The 19,337-nt window shown below is 72.5% G+C and carries 19 protein-coding genes; 13 read left to right on the forward strand and 6 right to left on the reverse strand.

Annotated features, from left to right (window positions below; translation table 11 throughout):
- Positions 1-41: 41 nt before the first annotated feature.
- The 3 genes from E5082_RS27160 to E5082_RS27170 form a co-directional block, all read right to left on the reverse strand.
- The gene (locus E5082_RS27160; RefSeq protein WP_135793895.1) at positions 42-2,459 is read right to left on the reverse strand and encodes a Tex family protein; all 2,418 of its coding nucleotides are present in this window, start codon (positions 2,457-2,459) and stop codon (positions 42-44) included.
- A 93-nt stretch (positions 2,460-2,552) separates the two neighbouring features.
- The gene (locus tag E5082_RS33505) at positions 2,553-2,672 is read right to left on the reverse strand and encodes an LPFR motif small protein (protein ID WP_268255644.1); all 120 of its coding nucleotides are present in this window, start codon (positions 2,670-2,672) and stop codon (positions 2,553-2,555) included.
- An 80-nt stretch (positions 2,673-2,752) separates the two neighbouring features.
- Positions 2,753-3,508, reverse strand: a complete 756-nt coding sequence (locus E5082_RS27170) for an enoyl-CoA hydratase/isomerase family protein (RefSeq protein ID WP_135793897.1) — start codon at positions 3,506-3,508, stop codon at positions 2,753-2,755.
- A 280-nt stretch (positions 3,509-3,788) separates the two neighbouring features.
- Between E5082_RS27170 and E5082_RS27175 the strand changes: the two genes are divergently transcribed.
- A complete protein-coding gene (locus tag E5082_RS27175) occupies positions 3,789-4,283 on the forward strand; it encodes an ATP-binding protein (RefSeq protein WP_229918986.1) in 495 nt (164 codons plus the stop codon).
- A 13-nt stretch (positions 4,284-4,296) separates the two neighbouring features.
- On the opposite strand, the gene idi is transcribed toward E5082_RS27175, so the two are convergent.
- The 3 genes from idi to galE all read right to left on the reverse strand — a co-directional run bounded on the left by idi (position 4,297) and on the right by galE (position 7,068).
- On the reverse strand, positions 4,297-4,890 hold the full coding sequence (gene idi / locus E5082_RS27180; RefSeq protein ID WP_135793899.1) for an isopentenyl-diphosphate Delta-isomerase: 594 nt from the start codon (positions 4,888-4,890) through the stop codon (positions 4,297-4,299).
- Between the two features lie 104 nt (positions 4,891-4,994).
- Positions 4,995-5,936: a cation diffusion facilitator family transporter gene (locus E5082_RS27185; RefSeq protein WP_135793900.1), complete on the reverse strand. Its 942-nt coding sequence runs from the start codon at positions 5,934-5,936 to the stop codon at positions 4,995-4,997.
- Positions 5,937-6,096: 160 nt separating this feature from the next.
- Positions 6,097-7,068, reverse strand: a complete 972-nt coding sequence (gene galE / locus E5082_RS27190; RefSeq protein ID WP_135793901.1) for a UDP-glucose 4-epimerase GalE — start codon at positions 7,066-7,068, stop codon at positions 6,097-6,099.
- Positions 7,069-7,351: 283 nt separating this feature from the next.
- Between galE and E5082_RS27195 the strand changes: the two genes are divergently transcribed.
- The 12 genes from E5082_RS27195 to E5082_RS27245 all read left to right on the forward strand — a co-directional run bounded on the left by E5082_RS27195 (position 7,352) and on the right by E5082_RS27245 (position 19,269).
- A complete protein-coding gene (locus E5082_RS27195; RefSeq protein ID WP_135793902.1) occupies positions 7,352-9,163 on the forward strand; it encodes a DUF5941 domain-containing protein in 1,812 nt (603 codons plus the stop codon).
- Positions 9,160-9,912, forward strand: coding sequence for a phosphocholine cytidylyltransferase family protein (locus E5082_RS27200; protein WP_135793903.1), 753 nt, complete (start codon positions 9,160-9,162; stop codon positions 9,910-9,912). Before E5082_RS27195 ends, E5082_RS27200 begins: the two co-directional genes overlap by 4 nt.
- On the forward strand, positions 9,900-10,961 hold the full coding sequence (locus E5082_RS27205) for an iron-containing alcohol dehydrogenase family protein (protein WP_135793904.1): 1,062 nt from the start codon (positions 9,900-9,902) through the stop codon (positions 10,959-10,961). Before E5082_RS27200 ends, E5082_RS27205 begins: the two co-directional genes overlap by 13 nt.
- Positions 10,939-11,718 (forward strand): CDP-alcohol phosphatidyltransferase family protein, encoded by a 780-nt coding sequence (locus tag E5082_RS27210; protein WP_135793905.1) that lies wholly within the window; start codon positions 10,939-10,941, stop codon positions 11,716-11,718. Before E5082_RS27205 ends, E5082_RS27210 begins: the two co-directional genes overlap by 23 nt.
- A 5-nt stretch (positions 11,719-11,723) precedes the next feature.
- The gene (locus tag E5082_RS27215) at positions 11,724-12,596 is read left to right on the forward strand and encodes a glycosyltransferase family 2 protein (RefSeq protein ID WP_135793906.1); all 873 of its coding nucleotides are present in this window, start codon (positions 11,724-11,726) and stop codon (positions 12,594-12,596) included.
- 76 nt (positions 12,597-12,672) lie between these two features.
- Positions 12,673-13,602, forward strand: coding sequence for an ABC transporter permease (locus tag E5082_RS27220; protein WP_135793907.1), 930 nt, complete (start codon positions 12,673-12,675; stop codon positions 13,600-13,602).
- Positions 13,595-14,374, forward strand: coding sequence for an ABC transporter ATP-binding protein (locus E5082_RS27225; protein ID WP_135786013.1), 780 nt, complete (start codon positions 13,595-13,597; stop codon positions 14,372-14,374). Before E5082_RS27220 ends, E5082_RS27225 begins: the two co-directional genes overlap by 8 nt.
- A 360-nt stretch (positions 14,375-14,734) precedes the next feature.
- Positions 14,735-15,631 (forward strand): squalene synthase HpnC, encoded by an 897-nt coding sequence (hpnC, locus tag E5082_RS27230; RefSeq protein WP_135793908.1) that lies wholly within the window; start codon positions 14,735-14,737, stop codon positions 15,629-15,631.
- Complete coding sequence (gene hpnD, locus E5082_RS27235) at positions 15,628-16,578, forward strand: presqualene diphosphate synthase HpnD (RefSeq protein ID WP_167514153.1); 951 nt, start codon at positions 15,628-15,630, stop codon at positions 16,576-16,578. The genes hpnC and hpnD overlap by 4 nt, the downstream gene beginning before the upstream one ends.
- A complete protein-coding gene (locus E5082_RS33795; RefSeq protein ID WP_350883836.1) occupies positions 16,578-16,721 on the forward strand; it encodes a DUF6380 family protein in 144 nt (47 codons plus the stop codon). Before hpnD ends, E5082_RS33795 begins: the two co-directional genes overlap by 1 nt.
- Entirely contained in the window at positions 16,718-18,136 is a 1,419-nt protein-coding gene (hpnE, locus tag E5082_RS27240; protein WP_135793910.1) for a hydroxysqualene dehydroxylase HpnE, read from the forward strand. Before E5082_RS33795 ends, hpnE begins: the two co-directional genes overlap by 4 nt.
- Positions 18,136-19,269, forward strand: coding sequence for a polyprenyl synthetase family protein (locus E5082_RS27245; RefSeq protein WP_135786009.1), 1,134 nt, complete (start codon positions 18,136-18,138; stop codon positions 19,267-19,269). Before hpnE ends, E5082_RS27245 begins: the two co-directional genes overlap by 1 nt.
- Positions 19,270-19,337 lie beyond the last annotated feature (68 nt).

Consider the following 19,337-nt stretch of genomic DNA (forward strand, 5'->3'; position numbering starts at 1 on the left):
CCCGGCCTGGCATCGAGGCCGGGCCGGAGGCGGGGCAGGGGTCAGCGGCGGCCCTTGTTCGGGTCGACCAGACCGGCGCGGCGCAGGGCGTCCGCCATGGCGCTGTTGGCCGGCGCGGGGGCGGGACGGCCGCCCCGGTCCTTGCCGCCACCACTCCCACGGCCCTGACCGCCCTGGCCGCCGCCCTGACGCCGGCCCTGAGAGTCCTGCCCCTGCCGCTGCTGGGGCGGGCGAGCGCCGCCGCCCCGCTGCTGGCGGGGACCCCGCTCCTGCGGAGCCGCCTCGTCGTCCAGCCGCAGCGTCAGCGCGATCCGTTTGCGCGGGATGTCCACGTCCAGGACCTTCACCTTGACGATGTCACCCGGCTTGGCGACGTCCCGCGGGTCCTTGACGAACGTCTTGGACATCGCGGACACGTGCACCAGGCCGTCCTGGTGGACGCCGATGTCCACGAACGCGCCGAAGGCGGCCACGTTCGTCACCACGCCCTCCAGCACCATCCCGGCGGACAGGTCGGAGATCTTCTCCACGCCCTCCTTGAAGGTGGCCGTCCTGAACGCCGGACGCGGGTCGCGCCCCGGCTTCTCCAGCTCCTTCAGGATGTCGGACACGGTCGGCAGGCCGAAGGTGTCGTCCACGAAGTCGGCGGCCCGCAGCGAGCGCAGCACCCCGGTGTTGCCGACCAGCGAGGCCACATCCTGCCCGGTGGTCTTCACCATCCGCCGCACCACGGGGTACGCCTCCGGGTGCACGCTGGAGGAGTCCAGCGGGTCGCTGCCGCCCCGGATGCGCAGGAAGCCCGCGCACTGCTCGTACGCCTTCGGGCCCAGCCGGGACACCTTCTTCAGCTCCGCGCGCGAGGTGAACGGGCCGTGCTCGTCGCGGTGCGTCACGATGTTCTCGGCCAGCGTGGCGGAGATGCCGGACACCCGGGAGAGCAGCGGCACGGACGCGGTGTTGACGTCCACACCGACGCCGTTCACACAGTCCTCGACCACCGCGTCCAGCGAACGGGACAGCTTCACCTCGGAGAGGTCGTGCTGGTACTGGCCGACGCCGATCGACTTGGGGTCGATCTTCACCAGCTCGGCCAGCGGGTCCTGCAGACGCCTGGCGATGGAGACCGCGCCGCGCAACGACACGTCCATGCCGGGCAGTTCACGGGAGGCGTACTCCGACGCCGAGTACACCGAGGCGCCCGCCTCGGAGACCATCACCTTGGTGAGGTTCAGCTCCGGGTGCCTGGCGATGAGTTCGGTCGCCAGCCTGTCCGTCTCACGGGAGGCGGTGCCGTTGCCGATGGCGACCAGGTCGACCTTGTGCTCCTTGGCCAGCCGGGCCAGCTTGGCGATCGCCTCGTCCCACTTGTTGGCGGGCACGTGCGGGTAGATCACATCGGTGGCGACGGCCTTGCCGGTCGCGTCGACCACGGCCACCTTGACCCCGGTACGGAAACCGGGGTCCAGGCCCAGCGTGGCGCGGGTGCCGGCCGGGGCGGCCAGCAGCAGGTCGCGCAGGTTGGCGGCGAACACGTCGACCGCCTCGTCCTCGGCGGCCGTACGCAGCCGCAGCCTGAGGTCGATGCCGAGGTGCACCAGCACACGGGTGCGCCAGGCCCAGCGGACCGTGTCGGCGAGCCACTTGTCGCCGGGACGGCCCCGGTCCGCGATGCCGAACCGGTTCGCGATGATGCCCTCGTACGAAGACCGGCCCTCCGTCGGCTCCTCCGGCTCCAGGACGAGGTCGAGGACCTCCTCCTTCTCGCCGCGCAGCATCGCCAGAATCCGGTGCGAGGGGAGCGCGGTGAACGGCTCGGTGAAGTCGAAGTAGTCGGCGAACTTGGCGCCCGCCTCCTCCTTGCCGTCCCGCACCCTGGCGGCCAGCCGGCCGCGCGTCCACATCCGCTCGCGCAGCTCACCGATCAGGTCGGCGTCCTCGGAGAACCGCTCCGTCAGGATTGCCCGCGCGCCCTCCAGCGCGGCCTGCGCGTCCGCGACACCCTTGTCCGCGTCCACGAACGCGGCCGCGGCGGCCGCCGGTTCCACCGACGGGTCGCTCAACAGCCCCTCGGCCAGCGGCTCCAGACCGGCCTCCCGCGCGATCTGCGCCTTGGTGCGCCGTTTCGGCTTGTACGGGAGGTAGATGTCCTCCAGGCGCGCCTTGGTCTCGGCGCCCCGGATGCGTTCCTGAAGCTCGTCGGTGAGCTTGCCCTGCTCGCGCACCGACTCCAGGATCGCGCTCCGGCGCTCCTCCAGCTCACGCAGATAGCGCAGCCGCTCCTCGATGGTGCGAAGCTGCGCGTCGTCGAGGAGTTCGGTCGCCTCCTTGCGGTAGCGGGCGATGAAGGGCACCGTCGAACCGCCGTCCAGCAGCTCCACCGCGGCCTTCACCTGCCGCTCCCGTACGCCGAGTTCCCCGGCGATCCTGCTTTCGATGGACCCTGTGAGGGGTGTCGTCACGATCCCGTACCGCCTTCAGACGCTGAACGTTGCGCGGCAATTGTGGCAGGTGGCACGGGGATGCGGACGACAGGGCGCACCGGGCGCCCTCCGTCAGGCCCGGCCGCTGGAGGCCCCGCCGAACAGCCGGGCGACCGCCCGGAAGGGCAGGGTGACGACAGTGGCGATGGCCCCGCCTATCTGACGCAGGACATCGGCGATGGCACGGAACATGAGAGAAACTCCAATCCACCCGGCGGGTTGCCCGGTGCGCACCGGGTACCCCACGAGCGGCTCAGCACGCCCCCACCGGATCACCCGGTCGTGGGCACGCTCCAGGTGAAGCGGGGGTCGCGGCGTTCCAGGAAGGCGGTCACGCCCTCCTCGGTGTCGGTGGAGGCGAGGGACTGGGCGGTCCAGTGGAGGTCGCGGTCGGTGCGGCCGTCGGCGTACTCCTTGGCGGCGGCCTGGGTGAGCAGGGAGCGGGTGGCCAGGGTGGCGGTGAGTGCGGCGACGCGCTTGTCCAGCTCGCCCTCGGGGAGCACCTCGTCCACCAGGCCGGTGCGCAGCGCGCGGTCGGTGCCGATCAGTTCGGCCGAGAACAGCAGGTGCTTGGCGGTGGCCGGGCCGACCAGGGAGACGAGGCGCCGGGTGGAGGAGGCGGGGTAGACGATGCCGAGCCGCGCCGGGGTCACGCCGAACAGCGCGCCCTCCTCCGCCAGCCGGAGGTCGCAGGCGGCCGCGAGCTGGGCTCCGCCGCCCACGCAGTGGCCCTTGACCGCGGCGAGCGTCGGCTTGGGGAACGCGGCCAGCGCCTCCTCGGCGGCCACCGCGAGGCCCTGCGCCTCGGCGGGCGAACCCCGCAGCGTGGAGATGTCCGCGCCCGCGCAGAAGGTCCCGCCCTCCCCGGTGAGCACCAGCGCGCGCACCCCGGGATCGGCGGCCAGCTCCGCCAGCAGCGGGGGCAGCGCCCGCCACATCGCCGCCGTCATGGCGTTGCGCTTGGCCGGGTGGCGGATGACGACGGTGGCGACGCGGTCGGCGACGGCGTGCGACAGCTCGGGCTCCATGCGGCGGATGCTATCCGCGGACACCGGTCATGGGCGCGTGAGTTGGCTCGCACCACCCCTCGCACCACCCGAGTACAGATCTGACGAACCCGTACAACCTGAATAGTTCTCGAACCGGACGCCGGGGTGACAGATACGGTCATCCGCACGACCGCCCCGTACGGATGTGGTCGGAACCGTTCGATACCCGCTGACTTGTGTTCAGTCCTCCGGAGCGCACCCCGCCGTTACCAACACTCGACGTGTGGTGACAATCGAGCGCGAGGGTGGCGACCGGACGATGGACAACCACGGGCGCGGGGGTGTGCCGCGCCCCGCGGAGGGCGCCGAGCGCCCGCCCGAACCCCTGCCGTACGAAGGAGTGTGGCGGTTCACCGCCCCCGCCGTGGAAGCCTCGGTCCCGCAGGCGCGGCACGCCGTACGGGATCTGCTGCTGCGCCAGGGCGTACCGGTCGCGGACGAAGTGGTGGACGGGCTGCTGCTGATCGTCTCCGAGCTGGTCACGAACGCGGTCAAGCACGCCGCGCTGCTCTCGCCGACGCTCGGGGTGGAGGTGGCCGTCGGCGCCGAGTGGGTCCGGGTCTCGGTGGAGGACAACCACCCCTACCGTCCGACCGCGCTGGAGGCCGACCATGGCCAGACCGGCGGCAGGGGGCTGCTGCTGGTGCGCGAGGTCGCGCGCGAGGCGGGCGGCGCGGTCGACGTGGAGCACACGGCGAGCGGCGGCAAGGTGATCTGGGCCGCCCTGCCGCTCAAACCCGCGCTGTCCGGATGAGGGTCCCGCGGGCCTACCAGCCCGCGGCCGACCCCGTCAGCTCCTTGATCGCCGGACGCGCCGCGTCCAGCACCGTCATGAACCACGCGGAGAACGGCTCCCGCGCGTGCCGCTCCGCCAGCTCGGCCGCCGTCACGAAGGCGATCCCGCCCACCTCCTCCGGGTCCGGCGCCGGCGCCTGCTGCACCAGCCCGACGAAGAGGTGGTTGTACTCCTGCTCCACCAGGCCCGACGCCGGGTCCGGGTGGTTGTAGCGCACGGTGCCCGCCTGGGCCAGCAGCGAGGGCGAGACCCCCAGCTCCTCGTGGGTACGCCGGGCCGCCGCCGCGAACGGCGCCTCACCGGGGTAGGGGTGACCGCAGCAGGTGTTCGACCAGACACCGGGGGAGTGGTACTTGCCGAGCGCCCGCTGCTGGAGCAGCAGGCGGCCCCGCTCGTCGAAGAGGAACACCGAGAACGCCCGGTGGAGCTGCCCCGGCGGCTGGTGGGCGGTCAGCTTCTCCGCGGTGCCGGTCGTCACGCCGTTCTCGTCCACGAGTTCCAGCAAGATCGGCTCCGCGGTGCCGTTCGACGAGCTGTGGGCCTCGGTGGCTGGTGTGATCGGCATACCCATCCTTCGCGTCGGTCTTCGCACCCCCAAGTCTGCCGTACGAAACCGGCACTCCCGGCACTTCGCGGCACGTCCGCATGTCCTGAACCCGGACGAGTACCTCAGTGACAGAGGTGCGCCTCGTGCTCCGCGTGCCCGCCCGGCTCCAGCTGGAAGGTGCAGTGCTCCACGTCGAAGTGGTCGCCCAGACAGCCCTGCAGCTCGTGCAGTATCTTCTCGTGGCCGATGGCGTTCAGCACATCCGTGCTCACCACCACATGTGCGGAGAGCACAGGCATGCCCGAGGTGATCGTCCAGGCATGCAGATCATGTACGTCCTCCACACCGTCCAGCGCCAGGATGTGTGCCCGTACCTCGGTCATGTCGACATCCTTGGGCGCCGCCTCCAGCAGCACGTCCAGCGTCTCGCGCAGCAGCCGCAGCGTCCTCGGCACGATCATCAGCCCGATGAGCAGCGAGGCGACCGGGTCGGCGGCCTGCCAGCCGGTGGCCAGGATCACGGCGGCCGAGACGATCACCGCGACCGAGCCCAGCGCGTCCGCGGCGACCTCCAGGAAGGCACCGCGCACATTGAGGCTCTCCTTCTGCCCACGCATCAGCAGCAGGAGCGAGACGGAGTTCGCCACCAGGCCGATCGCGCCGAACACCACCATCAGCCCGCCGTGCGTCTCGGCCGGCCGCAGGAACCGCTGCACCGCCTCGACCAGCACATAGCCGCCCACCCCGAGCAGCAGCACACAGTTGGCGAGCGCGGCCAGGATCTCGGCGCGGGCGAAGCCGAAGGTGCGGTGGGTGCTCGGCGGCCGGGCCGCGAAGTGGATCGCCAGCAGCGCCATGACCAGGCCCACCGCGTCGGTCGCCATGTGGGCGGCGTCCGCGATCAGCGCCAGGGAGTCCGCGACCAGACCGCCGACGATCTCGACCACCATGATGGCGAGCGTGATGCCCAGCGCCGCGCGCAGCCTGCCCCGGTACGCGGCCGCGGCCGTACCGGTGGACGGCACATGGCTGTGCGCATGCCCGTGGTCGTGCCCTGCCCCCATGAGAGAACCGCCCTTCAGCGCCGCGCGCCGGCTCGCAAACGAACGCACCGGCTCACAGTCAACTACGGTCGGCGGCCCGCGGGCAACGCGGCACTGAACACCGTTGTCATATGCTCTGACCTGCGGAAACGATCCGCAGGTCAGAGCCGTACGGCAGCCCTCAGAGGCCGCGGTGGTGCTGCCAGCCCGTCCACGCCGAGGCGACCATCTCCGGCACCCCGAGCCGGGCGCGCCAGCCCAGTTCGGCCGCCGCCCGCTCGGCGGAGGCCACCGCGCGCGGCGCGTCCCCCGGCCGCCGGTCCTCGACCACCGGCTCCCGCCGGTCCCCGGTGACCTCGCCGATCAGCGTGATCAGCTCGCGCACCGACACCCCCTCGCCCCGGCCGACGTTCAGCGTCAGATCACCGGCCGGCGCGTCCTCGGACAGGCGCCGGGCCGCCGCGAGGTGGGCCTCGGCGAGATCGGCGACGTGGATGTAGTCGCGGACACAGGTGCCGTCCGGCGTCGGATAGTCGGCGCCGAAGATCCGTGGCGCCTCGTCACGCGTCAGCCGGTCGAAGACCATCGGCACGATGTTGAACACCCCGGTGTCGGCCAGCTCCGGCGCGGCCGCGCCCGCCACGTTGAAGTAGCGCAGGCACACCGTGGAGATGCCATGCGCCTGTCCGGCCGCGCGGACCAGCCACTCACCGGCCAGCTTGGTCTCGCCGTAGGGGTTCACCGGGGCACAGGGGGTGTCCTCGGTGATCAGGTCCACGTCCGGGTTGCCGTACACGGCCGCCGAGGAGGAGAAGACCAGCCGCCGGACGCCCGCGTCCGCCATCGCGTCCAGCAGGGTCGCCAGGCCGCCGATGTTCTCCCGGTAGTAGCGGACGGGCTCCGCCACCGACTCCCCGACCTGCTTGCGTGCCGCGAGATGCACCACACCGGTCACCCCGTGCTCGGCGAACACCCGCTTCAGCAGGTCCCCGTCCAGCGTCGAGCCCTCGACCAGCGGGATGTCCCCCGGCAGCCGCTCGGGCACCGCCGCCGACAGGTCGTCCAGGACGACCACGTCCTCCCCGGCGCCGTGCATGGCCCGCGCCACATGGGCCCCGATGTATCCGGCTCCGCCGGTGATCAACCACGTCATGCCCGCAGACCCTACGCCGGGCCCCGCCGGGCGTCCCCGATGCCCCGTATTGCGCGCCGCCCGCCGGGGCGCGGTTTGTGGGCGGGCCCCCCGATCCCCGATGATGATCGCGGCACAGGCGGGCGCGGCCCCGGTGGACCGGGCCTGAACGCCCGGTGAACGGGTACACCGGTCCATCCGATAGCCTCTGCCGACATGCCGCCCCGGCGAGCCGCAGGCGAGGGGCGCCCCCAATCACGCAGCAGACCGGCGCCGCCGCGCCGGACCCAGGGAGTGAATTCGGTTGCCGACCGCCATCGTCACCGGTCAGCCGGTCCCCGGATCGTCCCTCGAAGGCGATCTGCGGTCCCTCGGCTTCGACGTGCGCATGGCCGCCGACACCGCCGAGGCCCGGCACCTGATCGCGGCCGCCCCCGCCGACGGGCGCGTGGCCCTGGTCGACGCCCGCTTCGTCGGCCACCCGCACGCCCTGCGCCTCGGCCTCACGGACCCCCGCTTCCCGCTCGCCGCCGTCCCCGGCGCCGTCACCGCCCAGGGCGCCGCCCGGCAGACGCTGAGCCGGGCCCTGGAGGGGCAGGACCAGACCCAGGACGAGGCCGGCGGCGGCACCGCGGTCGCCGTCGACAGCCTGCCCGACCGCCTGGTCACCGCCCTCGCCGCCGACGGCACCCCGGTGCACCGCCCCGAGCTGGGCAGCCTGGTCGCCGCCGTCCCCGCCGACCCGCAGGCCCGCAACGAGGCCCGGCAGGCCGTCCTCGCCGTCGACGAGGAGGACATCCGTCTGAAGTCGGCGGTGAAGTCCCGCGACGGCTTCTTCACCACCTTCTGCATCAGCCCGTACTCGCGCTACCTCGCGCGCTGGTGCGCCCGCCGGGGCCTCACCCCCAACCAGGTCACCACCGCCTCCCTGCTCACCGCCCTGATAGCGGCGGGCTGCGCGGCCACCGGTACGCGCCCCGGCTTCATCGCGGCCGGCGTGCTGCTGATCGCCTCCTTCGTGCTGGACTGCACCGACGGCCAGCTCGCCCGCTACTCCCTCCAGTACTCCACGCTCGGCGCCTGGCTGGACGCCACCTTCGACCGGGCCAAGGAGTACGCCTACTACGCCGGACTCGCGCTCGGCGCGGCCCGTGGCGGCGACGACGTCTGGGCCCTCGCGCTCGGCGCGATGATCCTCCAGACCTGCCGGCACGTCGTGGACTTCTCCTTCAACGAGGCCAACCACGACGCCACCGCCAACACCAGCCCCACCGCCGCCCTATCCGACAAGCTGGACAGCGTCGGCTGGACGGTCTGGGTCCGCCGGATGATCGTCCTGCCCATCGGCGAACGCTGGGCCATGATCGCCGTCCTCACCGCGGTCACCACCCCCCGCGTCACCTTCTACGTGCTGCTGATCGGCTGCGCCCTCGCCGCGATGTACACGACGGCAGGGCGCGTGCTGCGCTCGCTGACCCGCAAGGCCCGCCGCACCGACCGCGCCGCCCGCGCGCTCGCCGACCTCGCGGACACCGGCCCGCTCGCCGGTGCCCTGGCCCGCGTGCTCAAGCGGGGCCTGCCCGGCCTCGCCGTCCCGGCCGTCGCCTTCCTCGGCGGCGCCGCCGTGGTCGCCTGCTCGGCGCTGACCGGCTTCGGCGGTTGGCTGCCGGTCGTGGGCGCGGTGGTCTACGTCCTCACCTCGGCGCTCGCCACGGCCCGCCCGCTGAAGGGCTCGCTGGACTGGCTCGTCCCGCCGTTCTTCCGCGCCGCCGAGTACGGCACGGTGCTCGCGCTGGCCGCCCGCGCCGATGTCCACGGCGCCCTCCCGGCGGCGTTCGGGCTGGTCGCGGCGGTCGCCTACCATCACTACGACACGGTGTACCGCATCCGCGGCGACGCCGGAGCGCCGCCGGCCTGGCTGGTGCGCGCCATCGGGGGGCAGGAGGGGCGCACGCTGCTCGTCACCGTGCTTGCCGCGCTGCTGACCGCCTCCCAGTTCACCGTCGCGCTCACGGTCATCGCCGTGTGCGTCGCTCTGCTGGTGCTCGTCGAGAGCATCCGCTTCTGGGTGTCCGCTGGGGCGCCCGCCGTCCACGACGAAGGAGAAACCGCATGATCGGCCTCGTGCTGGCGGCCGGCGCCGGACGGCGTCTGCGCCCCTACACCGACACCCTGCCCAAGGCCCTGGTGCCGGTGGGCCCGGAGGGTGACGAGGAGTCGCTCACCGTTCTCGACCTCACCCTCGGCAACTTCGCCGAGGTCGGTCTCACCGAGGTCGGTGTCATCGTCGGCTACCGCAAGGAAGCCGTGTACGAGCGCCGGGCGGCCCTCGAGGCGAAGTACGGCCTGAAGATCACGCTGATCGACAACGACAAGGCCGAGGAGTGGAACAACGCCTACTCCCTGTGGTGCGGCCGGGACGCGCTGAAGGACGGCGTGATCCTCGCCAACGGCGACACCGTGCACCCGGTCTCGGTCGAGAAGACGCTGCTCGCGGCCCGTGGTGACGGCAAGAAGATCATCCTCGCGCTGGACACGGTGAAGTCCCTGGCTGACGAGGAGATGAAGGTCGTCGTGGACCCCGCCAAGGGCGTCCGGAGGATCACCAAGCTGATGGACCCCGCCGAGGCGACGGGCGAGTACATCGGTGTGACCCTCATCGAGGGCGACGCGGCCGAGGAGCTGGCCGACGCGCTGCGCGCCACCTTCGAGCGGGACCCGCAGCTCTACTACGAGGACGGTTACCAGGAGCTGGTCGACCGCGGCTTCCGGATCGACGTCCAGCCCATCGGTGACGTCTCCTGGGTCGAGATCGACAACCACGACGACCTCGCCAAGGGACGGAAGATCGCGTGCCAGTACTGACGAGGCTCATCCCCTCGCCGGTCGTCGTCGACATCCGCCCGGGTGCCCTCGCCGACCTGGCCACCGTGCTCGCCGACGAGCGCATCTCGCACTCCGGCCGCCTGGCCGTCGCCGTCAGCGGCGGCTCCGGCGCCCGGCTGCGCGAGCGGGTCGCGCCCCAACTGCCGGGCGCGACCTGGTACGAGGTCGGCGGCGGCACGCTGGACGACGCCGTGCGGCTCGCGGACGACATCCGCGCCGGGCACTTCGACGCGCTGGTCGGCCTCGGCGGCGGCAAGATCATCGACTGTGCCAAGTACGCCGCCGCGCGGGTCGGCCTGCCGCTGGTCGCCGTGCCGACGAACCTCGCGCACGACGGCCTGTGCTCGCCGGTCGCCACCCTGGACAACGACGCGGGCCGGGGTTCCTACGGGGTGCCGAACCCGATCGCCGTCCTGATCGACCTGGACGTCATCCGGGCCGCCCCGACGCGCTTCGTTCGCTCCGGCATCGGCGACGCGGTGTCCAACGTGTCCGCCATCGCGGACTGGGAGCTGGCCAACCGGGTCAACGGCGAGAAGATCGACGGTCTCGCCGCCGCCATGGCCCGCCAGGCGGGCGAGGCCGTGCTCCGGCACCCCGGCGGGATCGAGGACAACGACTTCCTCCAGGTCCTGGCCGAGGCGCTGGTGCTGTCCGGCATCGCCATGTCGGTCTCCGGTGACTCGCGGCCGTCCTCGGGCGCCTGCCACGAGATCAACCACGCCTTCGACCTGCTCTTCCCGCAGCGCGCCGCCAGCCACGGCGAGCAGTGCGGCCTCGGCGCCGCCTTCGCCATGTACCTGCGCGGGGCGCACGAGGAGTCGGCGCACATGGCCGGCGTACTGCGCCGCCACGGCCTGCCGGTACTGGCCGAGGACATCGGCTTCACCGTGGACGAGTTCGTCCGCGTCGTGGAGTTCGCCCCGGAGACCCGGCCCGGCCGCTACACGATCCTGGAACACCTCGACCTCAAGACTGAGCAGATCAAGGACATCTACGCCGACTATGTCAAGGCCATCGGTAGCTGAACTCCGTCCGGTCGTCCACCCCGTGGGGGTGAAGGACCGGCGCAGCGGTGAGCACTGGGCGGGACGCCTCTACATGCGCGAGGTGTCCCTGCGCATCGACCGTTACCTGGTGAACACCAGGATCTCGCCCAACCAGCTCACGTACCTGATGACCGTCTGCGGTGTGCTCGCGGCCCCGGCCCTGCTGGTGCCGGGGATCCCGGGCGCCGTGCTCGGCATCGTCGCCACCCAGCTCTATCTGCTGCTGGACTGCGTCGACGGCGAGATCGCCCGCTGGCGCAAGCAGTACTCGCTGGGCGGGGTCTACCTCGACCGCGTCGGCGCCTACCTGACCGACGCGGCCGTGCTGGTCGGCCTCGGGCTGCGCGCCGCCGACCTGTTCGGCAGCGGCCGTATCGACTGGCTGTGGGCGTTCCTCGGCACACTGGCGGCGCTGGGCGCGATCCTGATCAAGGCGGAGACCGACCTCGTCGGGGTCGCCCGGCACCAGACCGGGCTGCCTCCGGTGAAGGAGGCGGCCGCCGAGCCGCGTTCCTCCGGGATGGCACTGGCCCGGCGCGCCGCCGCGGCCCTCAGGTTCCACCGGCTGATCCTCGGTATCGAGGCGTCGCTGCTGATCCTGGTGCTGGCCATCGTGGACCAGGTACGCGGCGACCTGTTCTTCACCCGGCTCGGCACCGCCGTGCTGGCGGGCATCGCGCTGCTCCAGACCCTGCTGCACCTGGTGTCCATTCTCGCGTCGAGCAGGCTGAGGTGAACGGCATGAAGGTCGGCGCGGTCATCATCACCATGGGCAACCGCCCCGAGGAACTGCGGGCGCTCATCGACTCCGTGGCCAAGCAGGACGGCGACAAGGTCTCCGTGGTCGTCGTCGGCAACGGCTCGCCGGTGCCCGATGTGCCCGAGGGCGTGCGCACCGTCGAGCTGCCCGAGAACCTCGGCATCCCCGGCGGCCGCAACGTCGGCATCGAGGCGTTCGGCCCCGGTGGCAGTGACGTCGACATCCTGCTGTTCCTGGACGACGACGGTCTGCTCGCCCGGCAGGACACCGCCGAGCTGTGCCGGGCCGCGTTCGCCGCTGACCCGGAGCTGGGCATCATCAGCTTCCGCATCGCCGACCCGGAGACCGGCGAGACCCAGCGCCGGCACGTGCCCCGGCTGCGCGCCTCGGACCCGATGCGCTCCTCCCGCGTGACCACCTTCCTCGGCGGTGCCAACGCCGTCCGCACCAAGGTGCTCGGCGAGGTCGGCGGGCTGCCGGACGAGTTCTTCTACGCCCACGAGGAGACCGACCTCGCCTGGCGTGCGCTGGACGCCGGCTGGATGATCGACTACCGGTCGGACATGGTGCTGTACCACCCGACGACCGCGCCCTCGCGGCACGCGGTGTACCACCGCATGGTGGCTCGGAACCGCGTCTGGCTGGCCCGGCGCAACCTTCCGCTGCCGCTCGTCCCGGTCTACCTTGGCGTCTGGCTGCTGCTCACGCTGGCCCGCCGCCCCTCCGGACCGGCGCTGAAGGCGTGGTTCGGCGGGTTCAGGGAGGGCTGGGCCACCCCCTGCGGTCCCCGCCGCCCGATGCGCTGGCGTACGGTGTGGCGGCTGACCCGGCTGGGCCGTCCCCCGGTGATCTGAGAAGCTCGGGTGGGGCGGGCGAGCGGCCCCGCGCAGGCGAACCGGACGATGTACTCGAAGACGAAAGTTTCCCCCTGTGAGTGAGAGAACCCATGACGGCGGTGTCGCGGTGACCGCGGCCCCGTCGCCCGACGAGAGCCTGCCGGCGGCAGACCTCGCCGCCAAGTACGGGCTCGCGGTGAGCGGTGCCCGCCCCTCGCTCGTCGAGTACGTCCGGCAGCTCTGGAGCCGCCGCCACTTCATCCTCGCCTTCTCCCAGGCGAAGCTGACGGCCCAGTACAGCCAGGCCAAGCTGGGCCAGCTCTGGCAGGTGGCCACCCCACTGCTCAACGCGGCCGTGTACTACGCGATCTTCGGGCTGATCCTCGACGCCAGCCGGGGCATGTCGCACGACACCTACGTGCCCTTCCTGGTCACGGGCGTGTTCGTGTTCACCTTCACGCAGAGCTCGCTGATGTCGGGCGTCCGCGCGATCTCCGGCAACCTCGGCCTGGTGCGAGCCCTGCACTTCCCGCGCGCGTCGCTGCCGATCTCGTTCTCCCTCCAGCAGCTCCAGCAGCTGCTGTTCTCGATGATCGTCGTGTTCCTGGTGGTGATCGGGTTCGGCAACTATCCGCGGCTGTCGTGGCTGCTGATCCTCCCGGCGCTGGTGCTGCAGTTCCTGTTCAACACCGGGCTCGCGATGATCGTGGCCCGCATGGGCGCCAAGACGCCGGATCTCGCCCAGCTGATGCCGTTCATGCTGCGGACCTGGATGTACGCGTCCGGCGTGATGTTCTCCATCAACCACATGCTGGCGGGCAGGCCCGACTGGATCGTCCGGGCGCTCCAGGCGAACCCGGCGGCCGTCTACATGGACCTGATGCGCTACGCCCTGATCGACGGCTACGGCGCCTCGAACCTGCCCCCGCACGTGTGGGCCTTGGCCCTCGGCTGGGCCGTGGTCGTCTTCTGCGGCGGCTTCGTGTACTTCTGGAAGGCTGAGGAGCGGTACGGCCGTGGCTGAGCAGAACACCGGCGACCGCCGGCCCACCGTCATCGCGGACGAGCTGCACATCGTCTATCGGGTCAACGGCGCCAAGACCGGCAAGGGCAGCGCCACCGCCGCCCTGAGCCGCATCATCAAGCGGGGCGAGCCGCGCGGGGTGCGCAAGGTGCACGCCGTGCGCGGGGTGTCCTTCACCGCCTACCGGGGCGAGGCCATCGGCCTCATCGGCTCCAACGGCTCCGGCAAGTCCACCCTGCTACGAGCCATCGCCGGCCTGCTCCCGGCGGAGAAGGGCAAGGTCTACACCGACGGCCAGCCCTCGCTGCTGGGCGTCAACGCGGCGCTGATGAGCGACCTGACCGGCGAGCGGAACGTCATCCTGGGCGGTCTCGCCATGGGGATGTCCCGCGAGCAGATCAAGGAGCGCTACCAGCGGATCGTCGACTTCTCGGGCATCAACGACAAGGGCGACTTCATCACGCTGCCGATGCGCACGTACTCCTCCGGCATGGCGGCCCGGCTGCGGTTCTCCATCGCCGCCGCCAAGGACCACGACGTCCTCATGATCGACGAGGCGCTGGCCACCGGTGACCGCGCCTTCCAGAAGCGCTCCGAGGAACGCATCCGGGAACTGCGCAAGGAGGCCGGCACGGTCTTCCTGGTGAGCCACAACAACAAGTCCATCCGCGACACCTGCGACCGCGTCCTGTGGCTGGAACGCGGCGAACTCCGCATGGACGGACCAACCGAAGAGGTCCTCAAGGAGTACGAGAAGTTCACGGGCAAGTAGCCCGACTTTCCGTCAGGGCCCTGCCGGACATTCCCCGGCGGGGCCCGGCGTCTGCAAAGGATGCGTCAACTCCGGTGGGGCGTAGGAATCTTGGCACCCATAGGTGTGTTGTTGTGATGCGCCGGACACCCCGGGGGACCCTGGCGCGTTGTACAACGTAAGCTGTACCGGTGCCGGAAACCGGCAATCGGGGCGATAATGCGCGACACCCTCCGCCGGGACGCCCCCCGGAGGGTCGGCGGCGTGTCCGAAATAGTGTGTATCGGGTCGGCAGTGTAGAACGGGAGATGTGACGGCAATGGCTACGGAAACTCCCCAGCTCACCGCGAGCCGCGCCGTCCTTGCACCGGGCAGCGCGCAGTGACGGGAACCGACACGGCGACGGCACTGGAACGCGCCACGCTGGACAAGGCCGCGCGCGAGAACTTCCCCGTGGCCCCCTTCTTCCTGCCCCGCGCCTGGCGCACCGACCTCATGGCCGTCTACGGCTTCGCCCGCCTGGTCGACGACATCGGCGACGGCGACCTGGCCCCCGGCGGCGCCGACGCCCGCGTCCTCGGCGTCCCCCCGGAGCGGGCCGACGACCGGCTCGCCCTGCTCGACGCCTTCGAGGCCGACCTCCGCCGGGTCTTCGACGGCACCCCGCACCACCCCCTGCTGCGCCGTCTCCAGCCCACCGTGCGCCGCCGCGGCCTCACCCCCGAGCCCTTCCTCGGCCTGATCGCCGCCAACCGCCAGGACCAGCTCGTCACCCGGTACGAGACCTACGACGATCTGCGCGCCTACTGCGAACTCTCCGCCAACCCGGTCGGTCGCCTGGTGCTCGCCGTCACCGGCACCGAGACCCCCGAGCGCATCCGCCGCTCGGACGCCGTGTGCACGGGGCTGCAGATCGTCGAGCACCTCCAGGACGTCGCCGAGGACCTCGGCCGCGACCGCATCTACCTGCCCGCTCAGGACATGAAGCGTTTCCACGTCCAGGAGAGCGACCTCGCCGCCCCGAGCGCCGGCGCGTCCGTACGCGCCCTGGTCGCGTTCGAAGCCCGACGCGCACGCGATCTGCTGAATGAAGGCGCCCCCCTCGTGGGTAGCGTCCACGGCAGACTGAAGCTGCTGCTCGCGGGATTCGTGGCGGGAGGAAAGGCGGCGGTCCGGGCGATCGCCGCCGCCGATTTCGACGTACTTCCCGGCCCGCCCAAGCCCGGCAAGCTCCAGTTGCTGCGTGAGGCGGGCACGACCCTGCGAGGAGAGGGGTGATCCGGGCAGTGGAGGCTTCGCAAGCCGTGTCCGCACCGGTACTCGCCGCCTATCGCTACTGCGAGACGGTCACCGGCCAGCAGGCCCGCAACTTCGCCTACGGCATCCGGCTGCTGCCGACGCCCGAGCGCCGCGCGATGTCGGCGCTCTACGCCTTCTCACGGCGCGTCGACGACATCGGCGACGGCGAGCTGCCCGGCGCGGTGAAGGTGGAGCGCCTGGAGGACACCCGGGCGCTGCTCGGCCGGGTCCGGGCGGGCGCGGTCGAGGAGGACGACACCGACCCGGTGGCTGTCGCCCTCGCCCACGCCTCCGGGGTCTTCCCGATCCCGCTCGGCGGCCTGGACGAGCTGATCGACGGCGTCCAGATGGACGTGCGCGGCGCGACCTACGAGACCTGGGACGACCTCAAGGTCTACTGCCGGTGTGTGGCCGGTGCCATCGGACGCCTCTCGCTGGGCATCTTCGGCACCGAGCCCGGCGCACGCGGCGTCGAGCGTGCCCCCGAGTACGCCGACACGCTGGGGCTCGCCCTCCAGCTCACCAACATCCTGCGCGACGTCCGCGAGGACGCCGAGGGCGGCCGCACCTACCTGCCCGCCGACGACCTGGCCAAGTTCGGCTGCTCGGCCGGGTTCGCCGGACCCACCCCGCCCGAGGGCTCCGACTTCGCGGGCCTGGTGCACTTCGAGGTCCGCCGCGCCCGCGCCCTGTTCGCCGAGGGCTACCGGCTGCTGCCCATGCTGGACCGCCGCAGCGGCGCCTGTGTCGCCGCCATGGCCGGGATCTACCGCCGTCTGCTGGACCGGATCGAGCGCGACCCGGAGGCCGTGCTGCGCGGCCGCGTCTCCCTGCCCGGCCGCGAGAAGGCGTACGTCGCCGTGCGCGGCCTGTCCGGCTTCGACACCCGGCACGTCTCGCGGCACACGCTCAGGGGGCGCGCCTGATGACGGCCGAGGCCCAGGAGGTGGCTTCGGCGGCCCGGCCGCCGCGGGCAACCCTCGCCCGCGGCGCGGCGTCCCTGACTGCGACGGCCGGACGTGCACGGTTCGGCCGGCACGCGTGGCACGCACGGAAGGACGCGGCATGAGCGAGGCCCCACGCCCGGCCCGGGCGCACACCGGCGGCACCGGCCGGGACGCCGTCGTGGTCGGCGGCGGTCTCGCCGGGGTCACCGCGGCCCTCGCGCTCGCCGACGCGGGCGTGCGCGTCACCCTGCTCGAAGGCAGGCCCCGGCTCGGCGGGCTCGCCTTCTCCTTCCAGCGCGGCGACCTGACCGTGGACAACGGCCAGCACGTCTACCTGCGCTGCTGCACCGCCTACCGCTGGTTCCTCGACCGGATCGAGGGCGCCGCGCTGGCCCCGCTGCAGAACCGGCTCGACGTGCCCGTGGTCGACGTCGACAAGCCCGAGGGGCGGCGGCTCGGCCGGCTCCGGCGAGACCCGCTGCCCGTACCGCTGCACCTGGGGCGGAGCCTGGCCGCGTACCCGCACCTCTCGCTCGCCGAGCGGGTCTCCGTGGGGCGGGCCGCGCTCGCGCTCAAGGGGCTCGACCCCGCCGACCCGGCGCTGGACGACCAGGACTTCGGCTCCTGGCTGGCCCGGCACGGCCAGTCGGCGCGCGCCATCGAGGCGCTGTGGGACCTGGTCGGGGTCGCCACCCTCAACGCGGTCGCGGGCGACGCCTCGCTCGGACTGGCCGCGATGGTGTTCAGGACCGGGCTGCTGTCCGAGCCGGGCGCGGCCGACATCGGCTGGGCGCACGTCCCGCTGGGCGACCTGCACGACCGGCTGGCCCGCAAGGCCCTCGACTCCGCGGGCGTCCGCACCGAGCTGCGCACCCGCGTCACCTCCCTCTCCCGGCACGCGGACGGACGCTGGAGCGTCCGGACCCCCGGCGAGACGATCGACACCGACGCCGTCGTCCTCGCCGTACCCCAGCGCGAGACTCACGACCTGCTGCCGGCCGGCGCGCTCGACGACCCCGGGCGGCTGCTGCGCATCGGCACCGCGCCGATCCTCAACGTGCACGTGGTGTACGACCGGCCGGTGCTCGCCCGGCCCTTCCTCACCGCGCTCGGCACGCCCGTGCAGTGGGTGTTCGACCGCACCGCCGCCTCCGGGCTGCGCGAGGGCCAGTACCTGGCACTGTCCCAGTCGGCCGCGCACGACGACATCGACGCCCCCGTCGCCCACCTGCGCGAGCGCTACCTGCCCGAGCTGGAACGGCTGATCCCCGGCGCCCGTACCGCGCGGGTACGGGACTTCTTCGTCACCCGCGAGCGCACCGCCACGTTCGCCCCCACCCCCGGCGTCGGGCGGCTGCGCCCCGGCGCCCGCACCAAGGCTCCCGGCCTCTACCTGGCCGGCGCGTGGACCGCCACCGGCTGGCCCGCGACCATGGAGAGCGCGGTCCGCAGCGGCGTGAGCGCGGCCGACGCCGCGCTGGGCGCCCTGGGCCGGCCCCGTCCCCGCCGCCTCTTCCAGTTCGAGGAGGCGGCCTGATGCTCGATCAGCACAGCCCGGAGGGGCCCCGCACCCCCGGTACCGCAACAAGAGGAGAGACTGTGCCCACTGTGCCGCCCCCGGCCTCGACAGCCGCCGACGCCGTGGACGTGACCGCACTGCTGGAGCGCGGCCGGACCCTGGCCACCCCGGTGCTGCGCGCCGCCGTCGACCGGCTGGCGCCCCCGATGGACACTGTCGCCGCCTACCACTTCGGCTGGATCGACGCCGCCGGGAACCCGGCCGCCGGTGACGGCGGCAAGGCCGTGCGTCCCGCCCTCGCCGTGCTCTCCGCCGAGGTCACGGGCGCCGCCCCCGAGGTGGGCGTGCCCGGCGCGGTCGCCGTCGAGCTGGTGCACAACTTCTCCCTGCTGCACGACGACCTGATGGACGGCGACGAGCAGCGCCGCCACCGCGACACCGTCTGGAAGGTGCACGGCCCCGCCCAGGCCATCCTGGTCGGCGATGCCCTGTTCGCCCTCGGCAACGAGGTCCTGCTGGAGCTGGGCACCGTCGAGGCCGGCCGCGCCACCCGCCGGCTGACCGCCGCCACCCGCGCCCTGATCGACGGCCAGGCCCAGGACATCTCCTACGAGCACCGCGACCGCGTCAGCGTCGAGGAGTGCCTGGAGATGGAGGGCAACAAGACCGGCGCCCTGCTGGCCTGCGCCTCCTCCATCGGCGCGGTCCTCGGCGGCGCCGACGACCGCACGGCCGACGCGCTGGAGCGCTACGGCTACCACCTCGGCCTGGCCTTCCAGGCCGTCGACGACCTCCTCGGCATCTGGGGCGACCCGGAGTCCACCGGCAAGCAGACCTGGAGCGATCTGCGCCAGCGCAAGAAGTCCCTGCCCGTGGTGGCGGCCCTGGCCGCCGGGGGCCCCGCCTCCGAGCGGCTCGGCGAGATCCTCGCCGCCGACGCCAAGAGCAGCGACTTCGCCGCCTTCTCCGAGGAGGAGTTCGCGGCCCGCGCCGCCCTCATCGAGGAGGCGGGCGGCCGCGAGTGGACGGCGGACGAGGCGCGGCGTCAGCACACCGTCGCCATCGAGGCCCTGCACGCCGTCGACATGCCCGACCGGGTGCGGGACGCCTTCACGGCGCTCGCCGACTTCGTCGTCGTCAGGAAGAGATGATCACTATCGGCCGAATAACCCTCGCGTAGTCGCCGGCCGGTGCGACGCGATCAGCGGCACACCGGCCG

It is taken from the genome of Streptomyces griseoluteus (assembly GCF_004784465.1).
Taxonomy (GTDB): domain Bacteria; phylum Actinomycetota; class Actinomycetes; order Streptomycetales; family Streptomycetaceae; genus Streptomyces; species Streptomyces griseoluteus.

Coding starts and splice junctions, on each gene's coding strand:
- E5082_RS33505 (WP_268255644.1), bottom strand. CDS start 2,672: ATGTTCCGTGCCATCGCCGATGTCCTGCGTCAGATAGGCGGGGCCATC.
- E5082_RS27170 (WP_135793897.1), bottom strand. CDS start 3,508: ATGGAGCCCGAGCTGTCGCACGCCGTCGCCGACCGCGTCGCCACCGTC.
- E5082_RS27175 (WP_229918986.1), top strand. CDS start 3,789: ATGGACAACCACGGGCGCGGGGGTGTGCCGCGCCCCGCGGAGGGCGCC.
- idi (WP_135793899.1), bottom strand. CDS start 4,890: ATGCCGATCACACCAGCCACCGAGGCCCACAGCTCGTCGAACGGCACC.
- E5082_RS27185 (WP_135793900.1), bottom strand. CDS start 5,936: ATGGGGGCAGGGCACGACCACGGGCATGCGCACAGCCATGTGCCGTCC.
- galE (WP_135793901.1), bottom strand. CDS start 7,068: ATGACGTGGTTGATCACCGGCGGAGCCGGATACATCGGGGCCCATGTG.
- E5082_RS27200 (WP_135793903.1), top strand. CDS start 9,160: ATGATCGGCCTCGTGCTGGCGGCCGGCGCCGGACGGCGTCTGCGCCCC.
- E5082_RS27210 (WP_135793905.1), top strand. CDS start 10,939: ATGTCAAGGCCATCGGTAGCTGAACTCCGTCCGGTCGTCCACCCCGTG.
- E5082_RS27215 (WP_135793906.1), top strand. CDS start 11,724: ATGAAGGTCGGCGCGGTCATCATCACCATGGGCAACCGCCCCGAGGAA.
- E5082_RS33795 (WP_350883836.1), top strand. CDS start 16,578: ATGACGGCCGAGGCCCAGGAGGTGGCTTCGGCGGCCCGGCCGCCGCGG.
- hpnE (WP_135793910.1), top strand. CDS start 16,718: ATGAGCGAGGCCCCACGCCCGGCCCGGGCGCACACCGGCGGCACCGGC.
- E5082_RS27245 (WP_135786009.1), top strand. CDS start 18,136: ATGCTCGATCAGCACAGCCCGGAGGGGCCCCGCACCCCCGGTACCGCA.